The sequence below is a fragment of the Kitasatospora sp. NPDC052896 genome, from assembly GCF_044547075.1.
In the GTDB taxonomy this organism is placed as follows: domain Bacteria; phylum Actinomycetota; class Actinomycetes; order Streptomycetales; family Streptomycetaceae; genus Kitasatospora.
In genome coordinates, this window is the sequence record NZ_JBITZU010000005.1 from 93,386 (window position 1) to 117,247 (window position 23,862).

General features: G+C 72.3%; 20 protein-coding genes. 9 read left to right on the forward strand and 11 right to left on the reverse strand.

Annotation, left to right across the window (positions count from 1 at the left end; translation table 11 throughout):
* The first annotated feature begins 120 nt into the window (after window positions 1–120).
* Together dxs and ACIGXM_RS13125 are read left to right on the forward strand one after the other, a co-directional pair.
* A complete protein-coding gene (gene dxs / locus ACIGXM_RS13120) occupies window positions 121–2,055 on the forward strand; it encodes a 1-deoxy-D-xylulose-5-phosphate synthase (protein ID WP_396560061.1) in 1,935 nt (644 codons plus the stop codon).
* 84 nt (window positions 2,056–2,139) lie between these two features.
* A complete protein-coding gene (locus ACIGXM_RS13125) occupies window positions 2,140–3,654 on the forward strand; it encodes a glycosyltransferase family 39 protein (RefSeq protein WP_396560063.1) in 1,515 nt (504 codons plus the stop codon).
* Between the two features lie 67 nt (window positions 3,655–3,721).
* On the opposite strand, the gene ACIGXM_RS13130 is transcribed toward ACIGXM_RS13125, so the two are convergent.
* The 6 genes from ACIGXM_RS13130 to ACIGXM_RS13155 all read right to left on the reverse strand — a co-directional run bounded on the left by ACIGXM_RS13130 (window position 3,722) and on the right by ACIGXM_RS13155 (window position 10,974).
* Window positions 3,722–4,198 carry an SPW repeat protein gene (locus ACIGXM_RS13130; RefSeq protein WP_396560065.1) on the reverse strand — a complete coding sequence of 159 codons (477 nt, stop codon included), beginning with the start codon at window positions 4,196–4,198 and terminating at the stop codon, window positions 3,722–3,724.
* Between the two features lie 176 nt (window positions 4,199–4,374).
* Window positions 4,375–6,501 carry a 3-hydroxyacyl-CoA dehydrogenase NAD-binding domain-containing protein gene (locus ACIGXM_RS13135; RefSeq protein WP_396560067.1) on the reverse strand — a complete coding sequence of 709 codons (2,127 nt, stop codon included), beginning with the start codon at window positions 6,499–6,501 and terminating at the stop codon, window positions 4,375–4,377.
* 2 nt (window positions 6,502–6,503) lie between these two features.
* On the reverse strand, window positions 6,504–7,721 hold the full coding sequence (locus ACIGXM_RS13140; RefSeq protein WP_396560069.1) for a thiolase family protein: 1,218 nt from the start codon (window positions 7,719–7,721) through the stop codon (window positions 6,504–6,506).
* A 194-nt stretch (window positions 7,722–7,915) separates the two neighbouring features.
* Complete coding sequence (locus ACIGXM_RS13145; RefSeq protein WP_396560071.1) at window positions 7,916–9,169, reverse strand: HRDC domain-containing protein; 1,254 nt, start codon at window positions 9,167–9,169, stop codon at window positions 7,916–7,918.
* 114 nt (window positions 9,170–9,283) lie between these two features.
* Window positions 9,284–10,000 (reverse strand): LuxR C-terminal-related transcriptional regulator, encoded by a 717-nt coding sequence (locus tag ACIGXM_RS13150; protein ID WP_396560073.1) that lies wholly within the window; start codon window positions 9,998–10,000, stop codon window positions 9,284–9,286.
* A gap of 323 nt (window positions 10,001–10,323) precedes the next feature.
* Window positions 10,324–10,974, reverse strand: a complete 651-nt coding sequence (locus ACIGXM_RS13155; protein ID WP_396560075.1) for a DUF3000 domain-containing protein — start codon at window positions 10,972–10,974, stop codon at window positions 10,324–10,326.
* Window positions 10,975–11,179: 205 nt separating this feature from the next.
* Between ACIGXM_RS13155 and hemE the strand changes: the two genes are divergently transcribed.
* Genes hemE through hemQ form a run of 3 tightly spaced genes read left to right on the forward strand, consistent with a single transcriptional unit; the run spans window position 11,180 to window position 14,374 of the window.
* Window positions 11,180–12,193 carry a uroporphyrinogen decarboxylase gene (hemE, locus tag ACIGXM_RS13160; RefSeq protein ID WP_396560690.1) on the forward strand — a complete coding sequence of 338 codons (1,014 nt, stop codon included), beginning with the start codon at window positions 11,180–11,182 and terminating at the stop codon, window positions 12,191–12,193.
* A 49-nt stretch (window positions 12,194–12,242) separates the two neighbouring features.
* A complete protein-coding gene (hemG, locus tag ACIGXM_RS13165; RefSeq protein WP_396560077.1) occupies window positions 12,243–13,667 on the forward strand; it encodes a protoporphyrinogen oxidase in 1,425 nt (474 codons plus the stop codon).
* Complete coding sequence (gene hemQ, locus ACIGXM_RS13170) at window positions 13,664–14,374, forward strand: hydrogen peroxide-dependent heme synthase (RefSeq protein WP_396560078.1); 711 nt, start codon at window positions 13,664–13,666, stop codon at window positions 14,372–14,374. The genes hemG and hemQ overlap by 4 nt, the downstream gene beginning before the upstream one ends.
* Before the next feature lie 28 nt (window positions 14,375–14,402).
* On the opposite strand, the gene ACIGXM_RS13175 is transcribed toward hemQ, so the two are convergent.
* The 5 genes from ACIGXM_RS13175 to ACIGXM_RS13195 all read right to left on the reverse strand — a co-directional run bounded on the left by ACIGXM_RS13175 (window position 14,403) and on the right by ACIGXM_RS13195 (window position 18,636).
* Window positions 14,403–15,209, reverse strand: a complete 807-nt coding sequence (locus ACIGXM_RS13175) for a TIGR04222 domain-containing membrane protein (protein WP_396560080.1) — start codon at window positions 15,207–15,209, stop codon at window positions 14,403–14,405.
* A 114-nt stretch (window positions 15,210–15,323) separates the two neighbouring features.
* A complete protein-coding gene (gene msrB, locus ACIGXM_RS13180) occupies window positions 15,324–15,728 on the reverse strand; it encodes a peptide-methionine (R)-S-oxide reductase MsrB (protein ID WP_396560082.1) in 405 nt (134 codons plus the stop codon).
* 28 nt (window positions 15,729–15,756) lie between these two features.
* On the reverse strand, window positions 15,757–17,139 hold the full coding sequence (gene murC / locus ACIGXM_RS13185; protein WP_396560692.1) for a UDP-N-acetylmuramate--L-alanine ligase: 1,383 nt from the start codon (window positions 17,137–17,139) through the stop codon (window positions 15,757–15,759).
* 135 nt (window positions 17,140–17,274) lie between these two features.
* Entirely contained in the window at window positions 17,275–17,712 is a 438-nt protein-coding gene (locus tag ACIGXM_RS13190; RefSeq protein WP_396560694.1) for an indole-3-glycerol phosphate synthase, read from the reverse strand.
* A gap of 159 nt (window positions 17,713–17,871) precedes the next feature.
* The gene (locus ACIGXM_RS13195; RefSeq protein ID WP_396560084.1) at window positions 17,872–18,636 is read right to left on the reverse strand and encodes a pyrimidine reductase family protein; all 765 of its coding nucleotides are present in this window, start codon (window positions 18,634–18,636) and stop codon (window positions 17,872–17,874) included.
* Between the two features lie 136 nt (window positions 18,637–18,772).
* Here ACIGXM_RS13195 and zapE point away from each other — a divergent pair, with 136 nt between their 5' ends.
* The 4 genes from zapE to ACIGXM_RS13215 all read left to right on the forward strand — a co-directional run bounded on the left by zapE (window position 18,773) and on the right by ACIGXM_RS13215 (window position 23,848).
* Window positions 18,773–19,729, forward strand: a complete 957-nt coding sequence (gene zapE, locus ACIGXM_RS13200; protein ID WP_396560695.1) for a cell division protein ZapE — start codon at window positions 18,773–18,775, stop codon at window positions 19,727–19,729.
* 63 nt (window positions 19,730–19,792) lie between these two features.
* Window positions 19,793–21,889: an excinuclease ABC subunit UvrB gene (uvrB, locus tag ACIGXM_RS13205; protein WP_396560086.1), complete on the forward strand. Its 2,097-nt coding sequence runs from the start codon at window positions 19,793–19,795 to the stop codon at window positions 21,887–21,889.
* Window positions 21,890–22,082: 193 nt separating this feature from the next.
* Entirely contained in the window at window positions 22,083–22,664 is a 582-nt protein-coding gene (locus tag ACIGXM_RS13210; RefSeq protein ID WP_396560088.1) for a TerD family protein, read from the forward strand.
* A 218-nt stretch (window positions 22,665–22,882) separates the two neighbouring features.
* Window positions 22,883–23,848: a TerC family protein gene (locus ACIGXM_RS13215; RefSeq protein ID WP_396560090.1), complete on the forward strand. Its 966-nt coding sequence runs from the start codon at window positions 22,883–22,885 to the stop codon at window positions 23,846–23,848.
* Window positions 23,849–23,862: the final 14 nt, after the last annotated feature.

Consider the following 23,862-nt stretch of genomic DNA (forward strand, 5'->3'; position numbering starts at 1 on the left):
GCCGGAACCCGTCCCTCGTCGCACCGCGTCCCAGGAGCTGACATTAGACTCGACCGGTCGGGCGGTCCGAGACCCCCGTACCGGGCACGCCCGGACACGTACCGAAACGAGGAGGAACGGGTGGCCCTGCTGACCCGCATTCGGGGACCGCGCGATCTCGACCGGCTCACCCCGGGACAGCTGGCTGTCCTCGCGGAGGAGATCCGGGGCTTCCTGATCGAAGAGGTCGCGAAGACCGGCGGCCACCTCGGCCCGAACCTCGGCGTGGTCGAGCTCACCATCGCCCTGCACCGGGTCTTCGACTCCCCGCGGGAGCGGATCCTCTTCGACACCGGGCACCAGTCCTACGTGCACAAGCTGCTCACCGGCCGGCAGGACTTCACCCGGCTGAAGATGAAGGGCGGCCTGTCCGGCTACCCGTCCCGGGCCGAGTCCGAGCACGACGTGATCGAGAACTCGCACGCCTCCACCGTGCTCGGCTACGCCGACGGCATCGCCAAGGCCAACCAGCTGCGCGGCCTGCGCGACTGCCCGGTGGTCGCGGTCACCGGCGACGGCGCGCTGACCGGTGGGATGGCCTGGGAGGCGCTCAACAACATCGCCGACGGCAAGGACCGCCCGGTGGTGATCGTGGTCAACGACAACGAGCGCTCCTACTCGCCGACCATCGGCGGCCTCGCCAACCACCTGGCCACCCTGCGCACCACCCAGGGCTACGAGCGCTTCCTCACCTGGGGCAAGGACACCCTGCAGCGCACCCCGGTGCTCGGCCAGCCGCTGGCCGGCGCACTGCACGGCGCCAAGAAGGGCCTCAAGGACTTCATCGCCCCGCAGGGCATGTTCGAGGACCTCGGCCTGAAGTACCTCGGCCCGATCGACGGCCACGACATCACCGCCCTGGAGTCGGCGCTGCGCAAGGCCCGCGGCTTCGGCGGCCCGGTGATCGTGCACTGCATCACCGAGAAGGGCCGCGGCTACCACGCCGCGCTGCAGAACGACGAGGACCGCTTCCACGCCGTCGGCGTGATCCACCCCGACACCGGCCTGCCGGTGAAGACCTCCGGCAAGGACTGGACCTCGGTCTTCGGTGAGGAGATGGTCGCGCTCGGCCACGAGCGCGAGGACCTGGTGGCGATCACCGCCGCGATGCTGCACCCGGTCGGCCTGGCGCCGTTCGCCAAGGCCTTCCCCGAGCGCACCTTCGACGTCGGCATCGCCGAGCAGCACGCGGCCGTCTCGGCGGCCGGCCTGGCCACCGGCGGCCTGCACCCGGTGGTGGCGGTCTACGCGACCTTCCTCAACCGGGCCTTCGACCAGGTGCTGATGGACGTCGCGCTGCACAGGCTCGGCGTCACCTTCGTACTGGACCGGGCCGGCGTCACCGGCACCGACGGTGCCTCGCACAACGGCATGTGGGACATGTCGATCCTGCAGGTCGTCCCGGGCCTGCGGCTGGCCGCCCCGCGCGACGCCGACCAGCTCCGCGCCCAGCTGCGCGAGGCGGTCGAGGTGACCGACGCCCCGACCGTGGTCCGTTACTCCAAGGGCACGGTCGGCCCGGCGGTGGCCGCGCTCGGCCGGATCGGCGGGATGGACGTGCTGCACGGCTCCACCGAACCGGTTCCGCCGCGGGAGGAGGGTGCGGGCGAGCACCGCGCGGACGTGCTGCTGGTCTCGGTCGGCGCCCTCGCGCCGATCTGTCTGGAGGTGGCCGCGCTGCTCGACGCCCAGGGCATCACCTGCACCGTGGTCGACCCGCGCTGGGTCAAGCCGGTGGACGCCGCGCTGCCCGGCCTGGCGGCCGAGCACCGGGTGGTCGTCACGGTCGAGGACAACGGCCGGGCCGGCGGCGTCGGCTCGGCGATCGCCCAGGCGCTGCGGGACGCCGAGCTGGACCTGCCGCTGCGCGACTTCGGCATCCCGCAGGAGTTCCTGGACCACGCCAAGCGTGAGGAGATCCTCGCCGAGATCGGTCTGACCGGTCCGGACATCGCCCGGCAGGTCACCGCCCTGGTGTCCCGGCTGGACCCGGCCGCCGCGACCGTGCGGGCCTGATCTGGCGCTGTTACAAGATGATTTTCATATCCCAGAGCGGAACTGGCGCTCCCGGCGCCGGTTCCGCCAGGTAGGTTGTCACCCGTGCCGACCACCACGAGTTCCCGCTTCGCCGCGCTGACCGCCCGGCTTCCGGAGGGTCTCCGCACGGGGTACTGGACCCGGGTCGTCCCGGTGCTGGCGCTGCTCGCGACGGTCACCCACATCCCGTCCTTCCTGCGCCCGGTCTGGAGCCCGGACGAGGGCTACCTGGCCAGCGAGGCCCGGATGCTCTCCGACGGCGGGGTGCTCTACGACACCGTGGTGGACCGCAAGCCGCCGCTGCTGCCCTGGCTCTACGAGGCCTGCTTCGCGGTCTTCGGCTCGCTCTCGCTCTGGCCGCTGCGGGTCCTGGCGATCGTGGCCCACCTGGTCACCGCCGTGCTGCTGGCCTCGATCGCCCGCGGCCGCTGGGGCGACAAGGCCGGCGCCGCGGCCGGTGCGCTCTACCTGCTGATCTCCATCGGCCTCTCACCGGAGGACACCCAGGCGGCGACCTTCGAGGTCTTCATGCTGCCCGCCATGGTGGCCGCCTTCCGCTACGCCGAGCGGCGGCGCTGGCTGGCCGCCGGGATCGCGGTCGCGGTCTGCTCGCTGACCAAGCAGACCGGTGGCGCGGTGCTGCTGCCGGTGCTCTGGATGCTGCTGCAGGACGCCCGGCAGCGCGGGGTCCCCTGGCGCTCCGCGCTGGGCAAGATCGGGTTCGGCTTCGCGCTGCCGATAGCGCTGGTCGCGGCCATCCTCACCAAGCCCAAGGGCTTCCTGTTCTGGGTGGTCACCGGCAGTGGCGACTACGCCTCACTGGACGGGTCCTGGTGGCAGATGATCGGCCGGGCGCTCGGCAACTCGGCGATCCTGCTCGCCGCCTGCCTCGGCTTCGTGCTCCCGCTGGCCCGTCGGCTCTGGCTGAAGTACCGCGGCGGGCGGGCGGTGCCGACCGCCGGCACGGCGCACGGTTCGGTCGGCGACCTCTGGGTCTGGCTCTTCTCCTCGGTGGTCGCGGTCTGCACCGGCTTCCACTTCTTCGGCCACTACTACCTGCAGCTGATGCCGCCGTTGGTGCTGCTCGGCACCGGCGCGGTCTCGGTCTCCGGGGTGCGCTGGAAGCCCGTGCTCTCCTACAGCACGGTGGCCTCGCTGGCGTTCTTCGTGCTCGCGGTGGCCTGGCCCGGCGAGCAGATGAGCCAGACCACCCAGGTCGCCACCGCGGTGGCCGAGCGCAGCACGCCCAACGACACCGTGCTGGTCTGGGGCATGCACCCGGAGCTCTACTGGCTCTCCGACCGCCGCCCGGCCACCCGGTACCTGACGGCCGGCTTCCTGACCAACTTCAGCGGCGGCAAGAGCAGCGCGGACGTCGGCCCGCAGTACAGCGTGCCGGACGCCTGGCAGACCTTCGACCAGGAGATGGCCAAGGGTCTGCCGGAGATCGTGGTCGACGACTCCGGCAACGCGCCCTACCAGCCGGAGCTGGTCCCGACCATCGAGAACATGCTGGACAGCCACTACGAGGTGATCGGCGCGTACGGCGACACCATGGTCTACCGGCTGCGGAAGTAGCCCCCGGGCGCGGAACGGCCCGGGCCGCCGCGTGGCGGGCCCGGGCCCTCGGGGAGTGGCCGCCGGGTCAGATCCGGCGCCGACGGCTGGCTCGTCCACCGCCCTCCCGCTGGCGGTTCAGCACCATGCTGGCCGCGGTGAACCCGAGGAGGCAGACCAGGCCTCCGACGATCACGTTGTTCCAGATCATCCCCCTGCTCGCGCTGTGACCCACGGTCGCGACCCACGGCGAGATGATCAGCCACACGCCGAGTGCGGTCAGCGCCCAGGTCAGCCCGAACATCTGGGCCGGCGCGAGGGTGAGCCCGAGGCCGAGCACCGCGATCGCGATCCCCACGATCAGGTTGCAGAGCGCCAGCTCGTGGCTCTGTGCGCTGAAGTGCACCACGTACGGCGAGATCGCCAGGTACAGGCCGGCCAGGAAGACCAGGCCGTCGACGGCGACACCCTGTGGGCCGTCCATCATCCGCGCGTAGCGGGCGCGCATCTCGGAGATGTCGGGGTGAGTGGAGAGGTCACTTGCCTGGTGTGAGACGTCGGCCATACGACTCGCCTCCTTCAGGTGCAAAGTCTGCTTACTGGCCTAACCGTATTATGCCCTTTGTCCCAATTTGCTGTATACCGGCAGACTCTGACTCTTCCCCGGCGGTCGCAGAACGCCGAAGGGCGGCCCGCCCCCCGTGGGAGCGGACCGCCCTTAGCGGCTCTTCCGGGTCCTGCCTACTCCGGGACGCTGGCCAGGCCGGGGGCCAGGAAGCGCTTGCCGTTCACCCGCTCGGAGACGCCCTCGCGGTCCAGGTACGGGGTGATCCCGCCCAGGTGGAAGGGCCAGCCGGCACCGGTGATCATGCACAGGTCGATGTCCTGCGCCTCGCCCACGACGCCCTCGTCGAGCATCAGGCCGATCTCCTGGGCGACCGCGTCCAGGGCGCGGGCGCGCACCTGCTCCTCGGTCAGCACGGTGTCACCGAAGGAGAGCAGCTCCAGCACCTCGGGGTCGAGGACCTGCTGCCCGTCCTGCCAGACGTAGAAGCCGCGCTTGCCGGCCTTGACCACCTTGCCGAGGTTCTCGGAGACGGCGAACCGCTCCGGGAACGCGCCGTGCAGGGTCTCCGAGACGTGCAGCGCGATGGCCGGGCCGACCAGCTCCAGCAGCGCGATCGGGGACATCGGCAGGCCGAGCGGCTGGACGGCCTTCTCGACCGTCTCGAACGAGGTGCCCTCGTCGATGATGGTCTGGATCTCGCCCATGAAGCGGGTCAGGATCCGGTTCACCACGAACGCCGGGGCGTCCTTGGTCAGCACGGCCGTCTTCTTCAGCTTCTTGGCCACGCCGAAGGCGGTGGCCAGCGAGGCGTCGTCGGTCTTCTCGGCCCGGACGATCTCCAGCAGCGGCAGGATCGCGACCGGGTTGAAGAAGTGGAAGCCGACCACGCGCTCCGGGTGCTGGAGCTTGGAGGCCATCTCGGTGACCGAGAGCGAGGAGGTGTTGGTCGCCAGCACACAGCTCGGCGAGACCACGGCCTCCAGCTCGGCGAAGACGTTCTGCTTGACGCCCATCTCCTCGAACACGGCCTCGATGACGAAGTCCGCGTCGCCGAAGGCGGCGGCCTTGTCGAGCGAGCCGCGCACCAGGCCCTTGAGCTTGTTCGCCTTGTCGCCGCCGATCCGACCCTTGGCGAGCAGCTTGTCGATCTCGGCGTGGACGTAGCCGACGCCCTTGTCGATCCGCTCCTGGTCGATGTCGGTGAGGACCACCGGCACCTCCAGGCGGCGCGCGAAGAGCAGCGCCAGCTGCGAGGCCATCAGGCCCGCGCCGACCACGCCGACCTTGGTGACCGGGCGGGCCAGCGACTTGTCCGGGGCGCCGAACGGCTTCTTGGCCCGGCGCTGCACCAGGTTGAAGGCGTACAGCCCGGCCCGCAGCTCGCCGCCCATGATCAGGTCGGCCAGCGCGGCGTCCTCGGCGTCGAAGCCCTTCTGCAGGTCGCCGTCCTTGGCGGCGGCCATGATGTCCAGCGCGCGGTAGGCGGCCGGGGCGGCGCCGTGCACCTTGGCGTCGGCGACCGCGCGACCCCAGGCGATGCACTGGTCCCAGTTCTCGCCGCGGTCGATCTCCGGACGCTCGACGACGGTGGCGCCGGTCAGCACCGAGGCGGCCCAGTGCAGCGACTGCTCCAGGAAGTCGGCCGGCTCGAAGATCGCGTCCGCGATGCCGAGCCCGAACACCTCCTTGCCCTTGAGCTGCTTGTTCTGGCTCATCGAGTTCTCGATGATGACCTTGACCGCGTTGGCCGGGCCGACCAGGTTCGGCAGGATGGTGCAGCCGCCCCAACCCGGGACCAGGCCCAGGAAGACCTCGGGCAGCGAGAAGGCCGGGATGCCGGCGCTGACCGTGCGGTAGCTGCAGTGCAGGCCGACCTCGACGCCGCCGCCCATCGCCGCACCGTTGTAGAAGGTGAAGCTCGGGACCGGCAGCGCGGCGATCCGCTTGAAGACGTCGTGGCCGCCCTTGCCGATGGCCAGCGCGTCGCTGTGCTCCTTGAGCACCTCGACGCCCTTGAGGTCGGCGCCGACCGCGAAGATGAACGGCTTGCCGGTGATCGCGACGGCGACGATCTCGCCGGCCGCGGCCTCCGCCTCGACCTGGTCCAGCGCCTCGGACAGCTTGGCCAGCGAGCCCGGGCCGAAGGTGGTCGGCTTGGTGTGGTCGAAGCCGTTGTCCAGGGTGATCAGCGCCAGCCGACCGGCCTGCAGCGGCAGGTCGAGGTGGCGGACGTGCGCGGTGGTGACGACCTCGCCGGGGAACAGCTCGGCGGCGCGCTTCAGCAGCTCAGTGGTGCTCATGCTCACTTACCACCCTCGAAGTGGGGGTTCTCCCAGATGACCGTGCCGCCCATGCCGAAGCCGACGCACATGGTGGTGAGGCCGTACCGGATGTCCGGGCGCTGCTCGAAGCGGTGGGCCAGCTGCGTCATCAGACGCACACCGGAGGAGGCCAGCGGGTGACCGAAGGCGATCGCGCCGCCGTACGGGTTGACCCGCTCGTCGTCGTCCGCGATGCCGTAGTGGTCCAGGAAGGCCAGCACCTGGACGGCGAACGCCTCGTTGACCTCGAAGGCGCCGATGTCCTCGATGGTCAGACCGGCCTGGGCCAGCGCCTTCTCGGTCGCCGGGACCGGGCCGATGCCCATCACCTCGGGCTCGACGCCGGCGAAGGCGTAGGAGACCAGGCGCATCCGGACCGGCAGCCCGAGCTCCTCGGCCACCTCCTCGGCGGCCAGCAGGGAGGCGGTGGCGCCGTCGTTCAGACCGGCCGAGTTGCCCGCGGTGATGTTGCCGTGCGGGCGGAACGGGGTCTTCAGGCCGGCCAGGTTCTCCAGCGTGGTGCCCGGGCGCATCGGCTCGTCCGTGGTCGCCAGGCCCCAGCCGGTCTCGCCGACCTCGGGGTTGGTGTTGCGGATCGCGATCGGCACCAGGTTGGGCTGGATGTCGCCGTTGGCGTAGGCCTTGGCGGCCTTCTCCTGGGAGCGCACGGCGTAGGCGTCGCAGCGCTCCTTGGTCAGGTGCGGGAACCGGTCGTGCAGGTTCTCCGCGGTCATGCCCATGAACAGGGCGGACTCGTCGACCAGCTTCTCGGAGACGAAGCGCGGGTTCGGGTCGACGCCCTCGCCCATCGGGTGGCGGCCCATGTGCTCGACGCCACCGGCCACCACGACGTCGTAGGCGCCGAAGGCGATGCCGCCGGCGGTGGTGGTGACGGCGGTCATCGCGCCGGCGCACATCCGGTCGATCGAGAAGCCCGGGACGGACTTCGGCAGACCGGAGAGCAGCGCGGCGGTACGGCCGATGGTCAGACCCTGGTCGCCGATCTGCGTGGTGGCGGCGACGGCCACCTCGTCGATGCGCTCGACGGGCAGGTTCGGGTTGCGGCGCACGAGCTCCCGGATGCACTTGACGACCAGGTCGTCGGCGCGGGTCTCGTGGTAGATGCCCTTAGGGCCGGCCTTGCCGAACGGGGTGCGGACGCCATCGACGAAGACGACGTCCCTCGCGGTACGAGGCACGGGGGCTCTCCTCCCAGGGACCAACAGAACGGTGTGCAGGCCGCGTCGGATCCCGCCGGGAAAGGGCGGGTGAGCAGCGCTGCTTCACCGCCATGCTACTGGTCGGTAACCAACTTGCCCAGGGCCGGGGCCCCACTCACCCGGTGTGTCCCCCGCCACGTTCGGCCTGCGCGAACCCCGGGACGGGAGGCCGCTCAGCCGGCCGCCTCGGTGGCCGCCGCGAAGGCCGCCGCCACCGCGGCGGCCACCAGTTCGACCTGCCAGCGCCGCGCGCCCAGCGCGCGGAACGCCCCGGCCACCGCCGGCACGGTGGGCTCGCCCGGCGGCGCCCAGGCGACCCGGCGGACCAGCTCCGGGGTGATCAGGTTCTCGGCCGGCAGTCGGTGCCGCTCGGCCAGCTCCGTCACCGCGGCCCGCGCCCCGGCCAGCCGGGCCGCGGCCACCGGGTCCTTCTCGGCCCAGGCGCGCGGCGGCGGCGGGCCCTCGTGCGGTGCGGTGGCGGCCGGCAGCTGCGCCTCCGGCACGGCCCGGGCGCGGTCCAGCGCGGCCAGCCACTGCTCCAGTTGGCGGCGGTGCACCCGCGGGCCGAAGCCCTGCACGGCCTGCAGCGCGGCGATGTTCTGCGGCATCGCGAGCGCGGCGTTGACGATGGCGGCGTCCGAGAGCACCCGGCCCGGTGAGACGTCCCGCTCCTGGGCGATCCGGTCCCGGCTCTGCCAGAGCTCGCGCACGGCGGCCAGTTGCCGGCGCCGGCGCACCTTGTGCATCCCGGAGGTGCGCCGCCACGGGTCCACCCGGGGCGCCGGGCGCGGTGCGGCGGCGATCGCGGCGAACTCCTCCAGCGCCCAGTCGAGCTTGCCCTGGCCGTCCAGCTCCCGTTCGAGTGCGTCCCGCAGCTCGACCAGCACCTCGACGTCCAGAGCGGCGTAGCGCAGCCACGGCTCGGGCAGGGGGCGGGTGGACCAGTCCACCGCGGAGTGCTCCTTGGCCAGCGTGTAGCCGAGCACGCTCTCGGTCATCGGCCCGAGGCCGACCCGGGCGAAGCCGGCGATCCGGCCGGCCAGCTCGGTGTCGAAGAGCCGGTTCGGGCGCATCCCGACCTCGGCCAGACAGGGCAGGTCCTGGGTGGCGGCATGGACCACCCATTCGGCCTCCGCCAGGGCGTCACCCAGTTCGCTCAGGTCGGGGCAGGCGATCGGGTCGATCAGCGCGGTGCCGGCGCCGGCCCGCCGCAGCTGGATCAGATAGGCGCGCTGCCCGTAGCGGTAGCCGGAGGCCCGCTCGGCATCGACCGCGACCGGTCCGTGGCCCGCCGCGAAGGCGGCGACCACGGCGGCCAGCGCCGCTTCGTCCGCCACCACCGGAGGTAGTCCCTCCCGCGGCTCGACGAGCGGGACCGGTGCTGTCTCTGCTGACTCTAGGGCGATGGCTTCTGCGGCTTCGGTCACCCACCAAGGGTACGACGAGCCTTCCCGGCGGGTACCTGCTCGTCGGGCGCGGACCAGCTCGAATGCCAACGGCGGTCCGGAGGAAACGTTCCTCCGGACCGCCGCCGCGGCCCTTCAGTGGATGATGCCGGTGCGCAGCGCGACGGCCACCATTCCGGCGCGGTCGCCGGTCCCGAGCTTGCGTGCGATCCGGGCCAGGTGGCTCTTCACGGTGAGCGCGGACAGCCCCATCGCGACCCCGATGGCCTTGTTGGACTGGCCCTCGGCGACCAGCCGCAGCACCTCGACCTCGCGTCCGGACAGCTCGCGGTAGGCGGCCGGCTGGCTGCCGGGCGCCCCGGGGACGCCCGCCGCACCGGGTGCACCCGGGTGGCCGGGGGCACCGGGCAGGCCCGGACGGCGCATCCGGCCGGCCAGCCCGGCGGCACCGAGCGGCAGCCCGGGCCGGCCCGGCATCGCCACGTTGGTCCGGGTCCCGGTCACCACGTATCCCTTGACCCCGCCGGCCAGCGCGCTGCGGACCGCGCCGATGTCGTCGGCGGCGGACAGCGCCAGACCGTTCGGCCAACCGGCCGCCCGGGTCTCGGCCAGGATGGTGAGCCCGGAGCCGTCGGGGAGGTGGACGTCGGCGACGCAGATGTCCCGGGGCGTGGACACCCTGGGGCGGGCCTCGGCGATGGACGAGACTTCGATGACGTCGCGCACGCCGAGCGCCCACAGATGCCGGGTGACGGTGTTGCGGACCCGCGGGTCCGCGATCACCACCATCGCGGTGGGCTTGGTCGGACGGTAGGCGACCACGTTTGCGGGGTGCTCAAGAAGGACCGACACCAGGCCTCCTGTGGGGAGTGGCGGACGGAACCCCGATGGGGGAAGGAGTCGGAGTGTTCCGCGGATGGAAAGGGTCACAGACTGCTTCGGCAGCATCCGCGCCCGGCTTTAGCGAAAGATCACGATCTAGTGAGCCACAATACGGACAAATCGTGCAGATGATTGACGCGACATGCCCACAAGGCATCAGAAATCGGTCAGGAGAGATGCAAAACGGTCTTCTGTGGACGGGGAGTTGACGACCAGTGGTGCCCTGACCGGCCGTCCGGGCCTGGTCGCACCCGGTCGCACCTGGTCCGGTGCCGCGCGGCCCGGGTCAGCCGTCAGTGTGAGCGCGGCCGCCGTCGGGCCGGCATCGGGACCACTCCGCCGAGTGACGGCGCGTCGGGCAGCGGCAGCGGTGCGGGGGTGGACGGCGGCAGCCCGGCGCAGACGCAGAGCAGGTCGGCCCAGCCGGTCAGGTGCCGCTCGAACCGGCCGTCGGTCGGGGTCCAGGAGGCCCGGACCTCGATCTCGGTGGTGGAGGCCCGGTCGGCCAGGCCGCCGAAGTACTGCGAGGCGCACCGGGTCACCGTGCCGCTCGGCTCGGAGGCGATCGCGCCGTGCGACTGCAGCGCGTCCATCAGCCAGGCCCAGCCGACCTCGGAGAGCATCGGGTCGCCGGCGATCTCCGGCTCCAGCTCGGCGCGGACCATGCTGACCAGGCGGAAGGTGCCGTGCCAGGACTCCTGGCCGGCCGGGTCGTGCAGCAGCACCAGCCGGCCGTCCGCCAGCTCCTCGCCCTCCAGCTCGACCGAGGCGGTCACCGCCCAGCTGTACGGGGCGAGCCGGCGCGGCGCCGGGGCGGGCGAGAGCTCCACCTCCGGCCGCAGCCGCACGCCCGTCAAGATCTCCACCGCACTGCGGAACTCGATCGGCGCCGACTCCTTGCCCGTTCCGCCATTCTGTGCGGGGTTCCCGCCGACCGCTGCCATGAGCTGAAGACTAGGCCCTGTCCCCCATCTCGCGGGGGATCGGCACGCAGAGCCCTCTTGGAGAATCGCACGAGTGACCCGCGCCGGACGGCCCGGAAACGCGTGGCAGGATGGCCCCGTGAGTGACACTTCCGCAGCCCCGTCCGGCCGCCAGCCCGCCGCCCAGACCTCCCCGCGGCGCGGCGCCGCGTACGACTCCGCGTTCCTGCGCGCCTGCCGGCGCGAGCCGGTTCCGCACACCCCGGTGTGGTTCATGCGGCAGGCGGGCCGTTCGCTGCCCGAGTACCTGAAGGTCCGCGAGGGCATTCCGATGCTCGACTCGTGCATGCGGCCGGAGCTGGTCAAGGAGATCACCCTGCAGCCGGTCCGCCGGCACAAGGTGGACGCGGCGATCTTCTTCAGCGACATCGTGGTGCCGCTCAAGGCGGTCGGGATCGACGTCGACATCAAGCCGGGCATCGGCCCGGTGATCGCCGACCCGATCCGTACCAAGGCCGACCTGCGGCGGCTGCGCGCGCTGGAGCCGGACGACGTCCCGTACGTCACCGAGGCGGTCGGGCTGCTGGTCGACGAGCTGGGCGAGACCCCGCTGATCGGCTTCGCCGGCGCGCCGTACACGCTGGCCAGCTACCTGGTCGAGGGCGGTCCGTCGAAGAACCACGAGCGGACCAAGGCCATGATGTACGGCGAGCCCGAGCTCTGGGCCGAGCTGGTGGACCGGCTCGCGGACATCACCGCCGGGTTCCTCAAGGTGCAGATCGAGGCGGGCGTCTCGGCCGTCCAGCTCTTCGACTCCTGGGTCGGCTCGCTGGCGCCGGACGACTACCGGCGCTCGGTCATGCCGGCCAGCACCAAGGTCTTCTCGGCGGTCGCCGAGTACGGCGTGCCGCGGATCCACTTCGGGGTCGGCACCGGCGAGCTGCTCGGGCTGATGGGCCGGGCCGGCGCCGACGTGGTCGGAGTCGACTGGCGGGTGCCGCTGAACGAGGCCGCCCTCCGGGTCGGCCCGGAGAAGGCGCTGCAGGGCAACCTCGACCCGGCGGTGCTCTTCGCGCCGACCCACGTGGTGGAGACCAAGGCCCGCGAGGTGCTGCACGCGGCCTCCGCGATCGGCGACAGCGGGCACATCTTCAACCTCGGCCACGGCGTGCTGCCCAGCATGGACCCGGACGCGCTGACCCGCCTGGTCGCCTTCGTCCACGAGGCCACCGCCCGCTGAACCCGGCCCCGGGCCGGTCGTGGTTGTGAGTTCTGCGAGACTGCGGGGCATGTCAGAACCTCTCCCGCACGTAGTCGTGATCGGTGGCGGCATCGCCGGGCTCGCCGCGGCCGCCTTCCTCAGTGGGGCGGCCGGCGGGCCGGCCCGGGCCGCAGTGACGCTGCTGGAGGCGGGGGAGCGGCTCGGCGGGAAGCTGCGGGTCGGCGAGGTGGGCGGGGTCCAGGTGGACCTCGGGGCCGAGTCGATGCTGGCCCGTCGCCCGGAGGCCGTCGAGCTCGCGCGGAACGTCGGCCTGGCCGACGTCCTGGAACCGCCCGCCACCGCCAAGGCCTCGGTGTGGACCCGGGACGGGCTGCGCCCGCTGCCCGGCCGTCAGTTGATGGGCGTCCCCGGGGACCTGGCGCTGCTGGCGGAGTCCGGGGTGCTCAGCGCCGAGGGGCTGCGGCGCACCGCCGCCGAGCAACCGGTCGAGGTCGGCGAGGACATCGCGATCGGCCGGCTGGTCGCCGACCGGCTCGGCCACGAGGTGCTGGAGCGGCTGGTCGAACCGCTGCTCGGCGGCGTCTACGCGGGCCGCGCCGAGGAGATCTCACTGCGCGCCGCCGTCCCGCAGCTGCTGCCGATCGCGCAGGGCGGCGGCTCGCTGGTGGCCGGGGTGGACCGGCTGCTGCCCCGCACGCCCAGCCCGGCCCCGGTCTTCCAGGGCCTGCGCGGCGGCATCGGCACACTGCCGCTCGCGGTCGCCGGGGCCTGCCGGAAGGCCGGCGCCGAGCTGTCCACCGGTGAGCCGGTCGAGGAGCTGCGCCGCACCCCCGGGGGCTGGCTGGTCCGCACCCCGGAGCGGACGCTGACCCCGGACGCGGTGCTGCTCGCCGTCCCCGCCCCCGCCGCGGCCCGGCTGCTCGCCACGACCGCCCCGGGCGCCGCGGCCGAGCTGGCCGGGATCGAGTACGCCGGCACCGCGTTGGTCACCCTGGCCTTCCGGCGCGCCGAGCTGGCCGAGCCCCTGACCGGCAGCGGCTTCCTGGTGCCGCCGGTGGACGGCCGGTCCATCAAGGCCTCCACCTTCTCCTCCAACAAGTGGGGCTGGCTGGCGCGTTCGGCCCCGGACGCGTTCCTGCTGCGCACCTCGCTCGGCCGGCACCGCGAGGAGGCCGCGCTGCGGCTGTCGGACCAGGAGCTGGTGGCCCGTTCGCTGGCCGACCTGCGCGAGGCGGTCGGCCTGACCGCTCAGCCGTACGACACCGCGGTGACCCGCTGGCCGACCGGGCTGCCGCAGTACCCCGTGGGCCACCTGGCCCGGGTGGCCCGGATCCGTGCGGCGGCGGCCGGGCTGGGCGGCCTGGCGCTGGCCGGGGCCGCCTACGACGGCGTGGGCATCCCGGCCTGCGTCGCGAGCGCCCGCCGCGCCGTCGAGGACCTGCTGACCCCGCCGAACGGGGCAGACCGCACCGAAGGGACAATGAGGGCATGACTGAGAGCACCGAGCAGACGCCGAAGAAGAAGGCCCGCGACCTCAACCAGGTCATCCGCTACACCATGTGGTCGGTCTTCCGGCTGAAGGACGCGCTGCCCGAGGACCGCACCGCGCTCGCCGCCGAGGTCGACGCGCTCTTCGAGCAGCTGGCGGCCAAGGACGTCACGGTCCGCGGCACCTACGACGTCTCCGCGTTGCGCGCCGACGCCGACCTGATGGTCTGGTGGCACGCCGCCGACTCCGACGACCTGCAGGAGGCCTACAACCGGTTCCGCCGCACCGGTCTGGGCCGCCACCTGGAGCCGGTCTGGTCGAACATGGCGCTGCACCGCCCGGCCGAGTTCAACAAGTCGCACATCCCGGCCTTCCTGGCCGACGAGCGGGCCCGCGAGTACGTCTGCGTCTACCCGTTCGTGCGCTCCTACGAGTGGTACCTGCTGCCCGACGAGGAGCGCCGGGCGATGCTCGCCGAGCACGGGCAGATGGCCCGCGGCTACCCGGACGTGCGGGCCAACACGGTCGCCTCGTTCGCGCTGGGCGACTACGAGTGGCTGCTCGCCTTCGAGGCGGACGAGCTGCACCGGATCGTGGACCTGATGCGCGACCTGCGCCCGTCCCGGGCCCGGCTGCACGTCCGCGAGGAGGTGCCGTTCTTCACCGGTCGCCGCAAGCCGGTCGCCGAGCTGCTGAACGGCCTGGTCTGACCGAGGGCGAGCGCGGGCCCGCCGGCTTCTACAGGTCGGCGGGACCGCGGCGCAGCGGGCGCAGCGCGGCCCGCAGCCGGGGGTCCGGCACGGCGTCAGGACCGCCCATCGCCACCGCGGTGAGCAGCCGCTTCTCGGCCCGCGCCGACTCGTCCGGCCCGTCGCCCGGGCGCGGCAGCCGGACCGAGCCGAGCACCTCCTGACCGGCCGGCGAGGCCCACCGGGTGTAGGGGCGCACGTCCACCCGGGCCATCAGCAGCGTCCCGGTGGTGAGGATCAGCGGCAACGAGAACCAGGCCAGCGCGCTGGCCAGGTCGGCCTGGTCCGGCCCGGCCAGGCTCATCGCCGCGACCACCATCACCACCGAGAGCAGCAGCGCCTGCCGGACCTGCCGGACCGCCAGCACGGTGCTCTCCCGGACCGGCGCCGGGGTGGCCAGCCCGGCCATCGCCAGCCGGGCGCCGATGTCCACCACGGTCGGGTGACCGGCCAGCTCCGCGCGCAGCTCGGCCGTCCGGCGCTGCCCCTCCGGTCCGATCGTGGCGATCAGCGCCCGCTCCAGCCGGCTGCGGCCCTGCGGGTCGACCACGGTGGTCCAGCCGGTGTGCGCCAGGTGCAGCCGGCCGCGCCCGGACATCAGCACCAGCGCCAGGTCGACCACCCGCTCCGGTCCGCCGGCCAGGTACGCCGTCTCGTACAGCCCGATCCCGACCGCCTCGGCGGGCGGCTCGACCTCCAGCCCGCTCAGCGCGTCCGCGGCAGCGGCGGCGCGGACCAGACGCAGGCAGGAGAGGACGGCCACCACGCAGGCCGGGACCAGGAAGACGAGCCACATAGGGCTTGTTGTAGACCGCCCGGCTCGGCGCGCGGAACGCAATCCGGGTGCGCGATACCGAATCGTGACCGCGACCCGAACCGTGAACGGGACCCGAACCGTGAACGCGACCGGTCAGTCGGCCGGCCGCAGGGTGAGCGAGATGCTGTTGATGCAGTACCGCTGGTCGGTCGGGGTCGGGTAGCCCTCGCCCTCGAAGACGTGCCCGAGGTGGCCGCCGCAGCGGGCGCAGCGCACCTCGACCCGGCGCATGCCGAGCGTCTCGTCCTCCAGGTACTCGACCCGGTCCTCGGCCAGCGGCGTGTAGTACGACGGCCAACCGCAGTGGCTGTCGAACTTGGCCTCCGAGCTGAACAGTTCGTTGCCGCAGGCCCGGCAGCTGTAGACGCCGACGGTCCTGGTGTCGGTGTACTCGCCGACGAACGGCCGCTCGGTGCCGGCCTCACGGAGCACGTGGTACTCCTCGGGGCTCAGCTCGGCCCGCCACTCGGCCTCGGTCTTCTCGATCTCGTAGCTCATCTCGCCCTCCTCCGGGCCGCCCTGGCCCTCACCGGACCGCAACGCCGGCGAGCCGCTCCAGGATTTCCGGGCCGAGGTTGGTCACGTCCCCGGCACCCATGGTGAGCAGCAGGTCACCGGGCCGGGCCAGGTCGGCCAGCAGCGCGGGGGCGGTGGCGAAGTCGTGCCCGGCGGTCACCTCGGCGCCGGCCCGGCGGGCCGCCTCGATGATCAGCTCGCTGGTGACGCCGGGGATCGGGTCCTCGCGGGCCGGGTAGATGTCGAGCACCACCGAGGCGTCGGCCAGCGCCAGCGCCTGGCCCATCTCCTCGGCGAGCTGCTGGGTCCGGCTGAACAGGTGCGGCTGGAAGACCACCAGCACCCGGCCGGGCCCGGCGGCCTCGCGGATCGCCTCCAGGTCGGCGGTCATCTCGGTGGGGTGGTGCGCGTAGGAGTCGATCACCTGGACGCCGGCCGCCTCGCCCTTGAGCTGGAGCCGGCGCCGCACGCCGGTGTAGCTGCCGAGCGCCTTGGCCAGCTCCTCCGCCGGCACGCCCAGCGCGACGCCGGCGGCCAGCGCCGCCACCGCGTTGTGCGCGTAGTGCCGTCCGGGCACCGAGACCGTGAAGATCAGCTCGGCGCCGTCCAGTTCGACGGTGACCTCGCTGGTCATGCCGTGCGCGACGACCGAGCGGACCCGCACGGTGGCGTCCTCGGCCGCGCCGACGGTGACCACCCGCAGGCCGTCCCGGCCGGCCACCCGGGCGGTCAGCTCGCGGGCGCCGGGGTGGTCGGCGGAGACCACCAGGGTGCCGCCGGGCTGGATCCGGCCGACGAAGGTCTCGAACGACTCGTAGATCTCCTCCATCGACGCGTAGTTGGCGTGGTGGTCGAGCTCCACGTTGAGGATGATCGCCACCTCGGGGGCGTACTTGTGGAAGCTGCGGTCGCTCTCGTCCGCCTCCGCCACGAAGATCTCGCCGGTGCCGTGGTGCGCGTTGCTGCCGGGGGCGTCGAGGTCGCCGCCGATCGCGTAGGACGGGTCCAGGCCGAGCGCGGCCAGGCTGACCGCGAGCATGCTGGTGGTGGTGGTCTTGCCGTGGGTGCCGGCCACCGCGAGCGCCCGCCGGCTGCCCATCAGCGCCGCCAGCGCGTCCGAGCGGTGCACCACCGGGATGCCGCGCTCGCGGGCGGCGGCGAGTTCCGGGTTGTCCTCGCGGATGGCGCTGGAGACCACCAGGCTGCTGGTGCCGTCCGGCACGTTCGAGGCGGCGTGGCCGACCTGGACGGTCGCGCCCAGCTCGCGCAGCGCCAGCACGGTCTCGGACTCCTTGGAGTCGCTCCCGGACACCCGGGCCCCGCGCACCGCCAGGATCTTCGCGAGGCCGGACATGCCGGCCCCGCCGATGCCGACGAAGTGCGGGGCGTGCAGGTCGTGGGCGGAGTCGTTCAAGGGAGCTCTCCGTAGTGAAGGTGGGAATCGTCCTCGCGGGCGGTTCGGACCGGCCGGCCGCAAGGACGATTCTGCACCACGCGGGAGGGGGGCCCGCGCCGCCCGGTGGCGGTCTCAGGCCTCGCTGGCGAACAGTTTGAGCACCGGGACGCCGACCTTGTGCCGGGCCTGCGAGGCCCAGTCGCGGTGGAAGAACTCCTCCACGAAGTGCGGCGCGGTGAGCACCAGCACCTCGTCGGCGCCGGTCTCCTCGACCACCGCGCGCAGGCTGTCCAGGGGGTGGTCCTCGACCACTCTGCCGACCGCCTCGGCACCGGCCTCCCGCAGGTGGCGCAGGCTGTGTTCGAGTGACTCGCCGGCGACGGTCGGACCGGGCTCCTCGCGCTCGTGCACCGCCTTGTCGAGGTGCCCGAGGGCCACGTCGTCGAGGGCGCGGAGCAGCTCGTCCTGCTTGCCGCGGGGTTGCATCAGGACGACGAAGGAGACCTTCTCGTCGCCGTGGAGGGTGGTCACCAGCTCCACATCCGCCTCGGAGAGCGCCTTTTCGATCATCAGTACGGTCTTGAACACAAGAGTCCCTTCCGTGTCGCAGGCCCCCGGGGTCCGGTGTCCCCTCCCATAGTGCCCGGAGGAAGCTTTCCTCACGCGGCGCACGGAGCACACGGGCCACCGGGGAGTGAGCCGCCGGCCGCCGCTGACGCCCGCCGCCGGCTACTCCTCGGCGCGGCAGTAGCGGGTGAAGAGGAAACCTTTCTCCTCGATCAGCGAGACCAGCCGCATCCGCTGTGCCCGGGCCGGTTCCGGGCCGGTCACGATCCGGGGCGCGTCACCGCCGGTGAGCAGCGGCGCGAGCGACAGGCAGAGCTCGTCCAGCAGGCCCTCGTCGGCCAGCGAGCCGAGCAGCCGCGGGCCGCCCTCGGTCAGCTGCCGGGTCCAGCCGCGCGCGGTCAACGCGGCGACCGCGGCGGGCAGGTCCACCGAGCCGCGGCCCACCGCGATCACGTCGGCCAGCTCGGCCACCGCCGCCCGGGCCTCGGCGGGGGCGTCCTCGGTGGTGATCACCACCGTCCGCACCACGGGGGAGGTGAACAGCGGTGCGTCCAGGTCGAGCCGCAGACTGCGGCTGACCACCGCGATCGCCGGCGCGGGCGCCTGGTCGGCGGCCCGCCGGGCCGCGGCGAACTCGGCGCGGGCCCGGGCCGGCCGGTAGCCCTCGGCTCGGACCGTCTCGGCCCCGACCAGCACCACGTCGCTGAGCGCCCGCAGCACCCCGAAGATCCGCTTGTCGGCCGCGCCGGAGAGCCCCTCGGAGAGCCCGGCCAGCCGTGCCGCGCCGTCCAGTCCGGCCACCATGTTGGCCCGCAACCAGGCGCGGCCCGAGTTCACCTGCGCGGGGTAGGCGTAGGTCTCGGCGAGCGCCGCGAGCGAGGCGGGGTCGGGGTCGGCGGAGTGTGACGGAGAGATCAGCTGGCGCATGCGGGCGAGTCTGCCACGGCGCGTACCCTTTACTACCGTGCCCGCAGCCTCCCACCCCGATGCCATAGCCACGGCCACCCCGGTGGCGCTCACCGCCCGTCGTCCGGTGGTACCGGCCGAGCGGCTGGTCGCCGAGATGGTCCCGCCACCGCGTTTCGCGGGGGTCGGCTTCGGCACCTACATCCCGGACAGCGCGCAGCCGAGCCAGTACGAGGCGGTCCGGGTGCTGGAGGAGTTCGCGGCCGGCCTGAACGCCGCCGAGGCACCCAGGCGGGGCTGGTTCCGCCGGTCCGCCCCGGCGCCGGCCGGCCCGGCCGGGATCTACCTGGACGGCGGTTACGGCGTCGGCAAGACCCACCTGCTGGCCTCGCTCTGGCACGCGGCGCCCGGGCCGAAGGCCTTCGGCACCTTCGTCGAGCTGACCAACCTGGTCGGCGCGCTGGGCTTCCAGCAGGCCGTGCAGACGCTGTCCGGGCACAAGCTGCTCTGCATCGACGAGTTCGAGCTGGACGACCCGGGCGACACCGTGCTGGTCTCCACCCTGCTCGGCCGGCTGGTCGAGGCCGGGGTCAAGCTGGCCGCCACCTCCAACACCCTGCCGGAGAAGCTCGGCGAGGGCCGGTTCGCGGCCGCCGACTTCCTGCGCGAGATCCAGGGGCTCTCGGCGCACTTCCGCCCGCTGCGCATCGACGGCCAGGACTACCGCCACCGCGGCCTGCCCGCCGCCCCGCCGCCCTACTCCGACGAGGCGGTGGAGGCCGGCGCCGCCCGCACCCCGGGTGCCTCGCTGGACTCGTTCGACGACCTGCTGGGCCACCTCTCGGCGGTCCACCCCAGCCGGTACGGCGCGCTGCTGGACGACGTGCAGGGGGTCTTCCTGCGCGGGGTGCGCCCGGTGGAGGACCAGTCCACCGCGCTGCGCCTGGTGGTGCTGGCCGACCGGATGTACGACCGCGAGCTGCCGATCACCGCCTCCGGGATCCCGTTCGACCAGGTGTTCTCGGAGGAGATGCTGCGCGGCGGTTACCGCAAGAAGTACCTGCGGGCGGTCTCCCGGCTGGTCGCGCTGGCCCGGGACTCGGCTCCCCGGTAGGGGCCCGGCCGGGGCCGGCGAGAAGCGCCCCGGATTGTCGGCGGCGGGTCGTACGGTGGACACGTGCGACCCATCACGAGCATTGAGCGGACCGTGGCGCCCTTCGAGGTCGTCAGCCCCTACCAGCCGAACGGCGACCAGCCGGCGGCCATCGCCGAGCTGGAGCGCCGGATCCGCGCGGGCGAGAAGGACGTCGTCCTGCTCGGCGCCACCGGCACCGGCAAGTCGGCGACCACCGCCTGGATGATCGAGAAGCTCCAGCGGCCCACCCTGGTGATGGCGCCGAACAAGACCCTGGCCGCCCAGCTGGCCAACGAGTTCCGCGAGCTGCTCCCCAACAACGCGGTCGAGTACTTCGTCTCGTACTACGACTACTACCAGCCCGAGGCCTACGTCCCGCAGACGGACACCTACATCGAGAAGGACTCCTCGATCAACGAGGAGGTCGAGCGGCTGCGCCACTCGGCCACCAACTCGCTGCTCACCCGGCGGGACGTGATCGTGGTCGCCTCGGTCTCCTGCATCTACGGCCTGGGCACCCCGCAGGAGTACGTGGACCGGATGGTCCCGCTCAAGGTCGGCGAGGAGATCGACCGGGACCAGCTGCTGCGCCGTTTCGTCGACATCCAGTACACCCGCAACGACGTGGCGTTCAGCCGCGGCACCTTCCGGGTCCGCGGCGACACCGTGGAGATCTTCCCGGTCTACGAGGAGCTGGCCGTCCGGATCGAGATGTTCGGCGACGAGATCGAGGCGCTCTACACCCTGCACCCGCTCACCGGTGAGATCATCAGCCAGGACGACTCGGTCTACGTCTTCCCCGCCTCGCACTACGTCGCCGGTCCGGAGCGGATGGAGCGCGCGGTCAACGGGATCGAGCGGGAGCTGGGCGAGCGGCTGGCCGTCCTGGAGAAGCAGGGCAAGCTGCTGGAGGCCCAGCGGCTGCGGATGCGCACCACCTACGACATCGAGATGCTCCGGCAGATCGGCAGCTGCTCCGGCGTCGAGAACTACTCGATGCACTTCGACGGCCGCGAACCCGGCACCGCGCCGAACACCCTGCTCGACTACTTCCCGGAGGACTTCCTCCTGGTCATCGACGAGTCGCACGTGACGGTCCCGCAGATCGGCGCGATGTACGAGGGTGACGCCTCGCGCAAGCGCACCCTGGTCGAGCACGGCTTCCGGCTGCCCTCGGCGATGGACAACCGCCCGCTGAAGTGGGAGGAGTTCCTGGGGCGGGTCGGGCAGACGGTCTACCTCTCGGCCACCCCCGGCCCGTACGAACTCTCCCGCGGTGACGGCCAGGTCGAGCAGATCATCCGCCCGACCGGCCTGATCGACCCGGAGGTGATCGTCAAGCCGACCGAGGGTCAGATCGACGACCTGGTGCACGAGGTGCGCCAGCGGGTCGAGCGGGACGAGCGGGTGCTGGTCACCACGCTCACCAAGAAGATGTCCGAGGACCTCACCGACTACCTGCTCGGCCTGGACATCCGGGTCCGCTACCTGCACAGCGACATCGACACGCTGCGCCGGGTCGAGCTGCTGCGCGAGCTGCGGGCCGGGAAGTACGACGTGCTGGTCGGCATCAACCTGCTGCGGGAGGGCCTGGACCTGCCGGAGGTCTCGCTGGTCGCGATCCTGGACGCCGACAAGGAGGGCTTCCTCCGCTCGGGAACCTCGCTGATCCAGACCATCGGCCGCGCCGCCCGCAACGTCTCCGGCCAGGTGCACATGTACGCCGACCGGATCACGCCCGCGATGGAGAAGGCGATCGAGGAGACCAACCGCCGCCGGGCCGTCCAGCAGGCCTACAACGAGAAGCACGGCATCGACCCGCAGCCGCTGCGCAAGAAGATCGGCGACATCCTGGACACCCTGGCCCGGGAGGAGATCGACACCGAGGAGCTGCTGGCCACCGGCTACCGGGACACCGGCAAGGGCAGAGCCAAGCCGACGGTGCCGGCCCTCGGCGCCGACCGGAAGCCGGCCAAGAGCCGTCCGGCCGCCGAACTCGCCGACCTGATCCAGCAGTTGACCGAGCGGATGCACGCCGCCGCGGCGGAGCTGCAGTTCGAGGTGGCCGCCAGGTTGCGTGACGAGGTTGGGGAGTTGAAGAAGGAGCTGCGGCAGATGCGCGAGGCCGGAATCGCCTGACTCCGGGGCGGTGAGACGGGGGCTCCCCTGGTCGGGCCGTCCCCGCAGGCCCTAGGGTTGGCCTGCGGGGACGCCGGGACGGCCGGCGCGCCGGCAAGTACAGGGGGGCCTCAGCCGGGGGACGGCACCGGGGTGAACCGAACCGTGGTCCGTGCGCGTCGTGTGTGTGCGGGACGAACAGAGGGGAAGCACCGTGTCGGTGAATCTGGCCAAGGGCCAGCAGGTCAGCCTGCGCAAGGCCTCGGGGGAGACGTTGAGTCTGGTCCGGATGGGCCTCGGCTGGCGGGCGGCTCCCAAGCGCGGGCTGTTCGGCAGCCGTACCCGGCAGATCGACCTGGACGCCTCGGCGCTGCTGTACGCCGAGCGCACGCCGTCCGACGTGGTCTTCTTCCAGCAGCTGGTGAGCCGGGACGGCTCGGTCCGGCACACCGGGGACAACCTGGTCGGGGGCGCGGGCGCGGGCGGCGACGACGAGTCGATCGTGGTGGACCTGACCCGGATCCCGGCGCAGATCACCCAGGTCGTCTTCACCGTCAGCTCGTACACCGGGCAGACCTTCTCCGAGGTGCTGGACGCGCACTGCCGGCTGGTGGACGAGACCAGCGGGCTGGAGCTGGCCCGTTACGAGCTGGCCGGCGGCGGCGCGCACACCGGGCAGATCATGGCCAAGGTGTACCGCGACCCGGCGGGCGGCTGGGGCATGCAGGCGATCGGCGCCCCGGCCCGGGCCCGGACCTTCCAGGACCTGCTGCCCGCCATCGAGCCCTTCCTCTGACCTGGTCGGCCCAGGGGTCCTTTACCTTCTTTACCGTTTCTTGGTCTGTTCTGTTACCGTTCGAAGAACGGAGGGGAGTATTCCCCGCACAGTGTTCCCGTCATCACGATGACCCGCCCGAGTGGTCATCCGGGTCCACTGGCCCGCACGGTCCGTGCGGGTGGAAGAGACCTCCGGCAGCCGACGTATCTCCCGCCGACCGCCGGAGGAGCAGTTCCGTGGACGTTTCCGTTGCCATGTGGGTCACCACCATCGGTGTGCTGATCGCACTGATCGTCGCCGACTTCTTCATCGGCGGCCGCAAGCCGCACGAGGTCTCGCTCAAGGAGGCCGGCGCCTGGACCGCGGTCTGGGTGGTGCTGGCACTCCTCTTCGGCGGCTTCCTCTGGTGGCACTCCGGTGCCCAGCCGGCCGGCGAGTTCTTCGCCGGGTACGTCACCGAGAAGTCGCTGAGCGTCGACAACCTCTTCGTCTTCATCCTGATCATGGGCAAGTTCGCGGTGCCGCGGATCTACCAGCAGCGGGTGCTGATGGTCGGGGTGATCATCGCCCTGGTGCTCCGCGCGGTCTTCATCGCCGGCGGCGCGGCCCTGGTCACCACCTTCTCGTGGGTCTTCTACTTCTTCGGCGCGTTCCTGGTGTGGACCGCCTGGAAGCTGATCAAGGAGGCCCGGGAGGACCACCAGGACGAGGAGTTCGAGGAGAACCGGCTGCTCAGGTCGATCGAGCGGCGTTTCCCCTCCACCGACCGCTACCACGGCACCAAGCTGCTGATCAGCCAGAACGGTCGGCGGCTGATGACGCCGATGCTGATCGTGATGCTGGCGATCGGCACCACCGACCTGCTGTTCGCACTGGACTCGATCCCGGCGATCTTCGGGCTCACCCAGCAGCCGTACGTGGTCTTCACCGCCAACGCCTTCGCCCTGATGGGGCTGCGGCAGCTGTACTTCCTGATCGGCGGGCTGCTGAAGAGGCTGGTCCACCTCTCCTACGGGCTCTCGGCGATCCTCGGCTTCATCGGCGTGAAGCTGGTGCTGCACGCGCTGCACGAGAGCGGGGTGCACGTGCCGGAGATCGGGATCCCGGTCTCGCTCGGCTTCATCGTGCTGGTGCTGGCGGTCACCACGGTCACCAGCCTGGTCGCCTCGCGGCGGCAGCCCGGTGAGCGGGTGGGGGCCTGACCACCGGCGGGGCC

Bases quoted from the DNA above. Each gene is read 5' to 3' on its own strand.
- ACIGXM_RS13135 (WP_396560067.1), bottom strand. From the start codon at position 6,501: ATGAGCACCACTGAGCTGCTGAAGCGCGCCGCCGAGCTGTTCCCCGGC.
- hemQ (WP_396560078.1), top strand. From the start codon at position 13,664: ATGACTGAGAGCACCGAGCAGACGCCGAAGAAGAAGGCCCGCGACCTC.
- ACIGXM_RS13190 (WP_396560694.1), bottom strand. From the start codon at position 17,712: ATGATCGAAAAGGCGCTCTCCGAGGCGGATGTGGAGCTGGTGACCACC.
- ACIGXM_RS13195 (WP_396560084.1), bottom strand. From the start codon at position 18,636: ATGCGCCAGCTGATCTCTCCGTCACACTCCGCCGACCCCGACCCCGCC.
- msrB (WP_396560082.1), bottom strand. From the start codon at position 15,728: ATGAGCTACGAGATCGAGAAGACCGAGGCCGAGTGGCGGGCCGAGCTG.
- ACIGXM_RS13130 (WP_396560065.1), bottom strand. From the start codon at position 4,198: ATGGCCGACGTCTCACACCAGGCAAGTGACCTCTCCACTCACCCCGAC.
- ACIGXM_RS13175 (WP_396560080.1), bottom strand. From the start codon at position 15,209: ATGTGGCTCGTCTTCCTGGTCCCGGCCTGCGTGGTGGCCGTCCTCTCC.
- zapE (WP_396560695.1), top strand. From the start codon at position 18,773: ATGGTCCCGCCACCGCGTTTCGCGGGGGTCGGCTTCGGCACCTACATC.
- hemG (WP_396560077.1), top strand. From the start codon at position 12,243: ATGTCAGAACCTCTCCCGCACGTAGTCGTGATCGGTGGCGGCATCGCC.
- ACIGXM_RS13155 (WP_396560075.1), bottom strand. From the start codon at position 10,974: ATGGCAGCGGTCGGCGGGAACCCCGCACAGAATGGCGGAACGGGCAAG.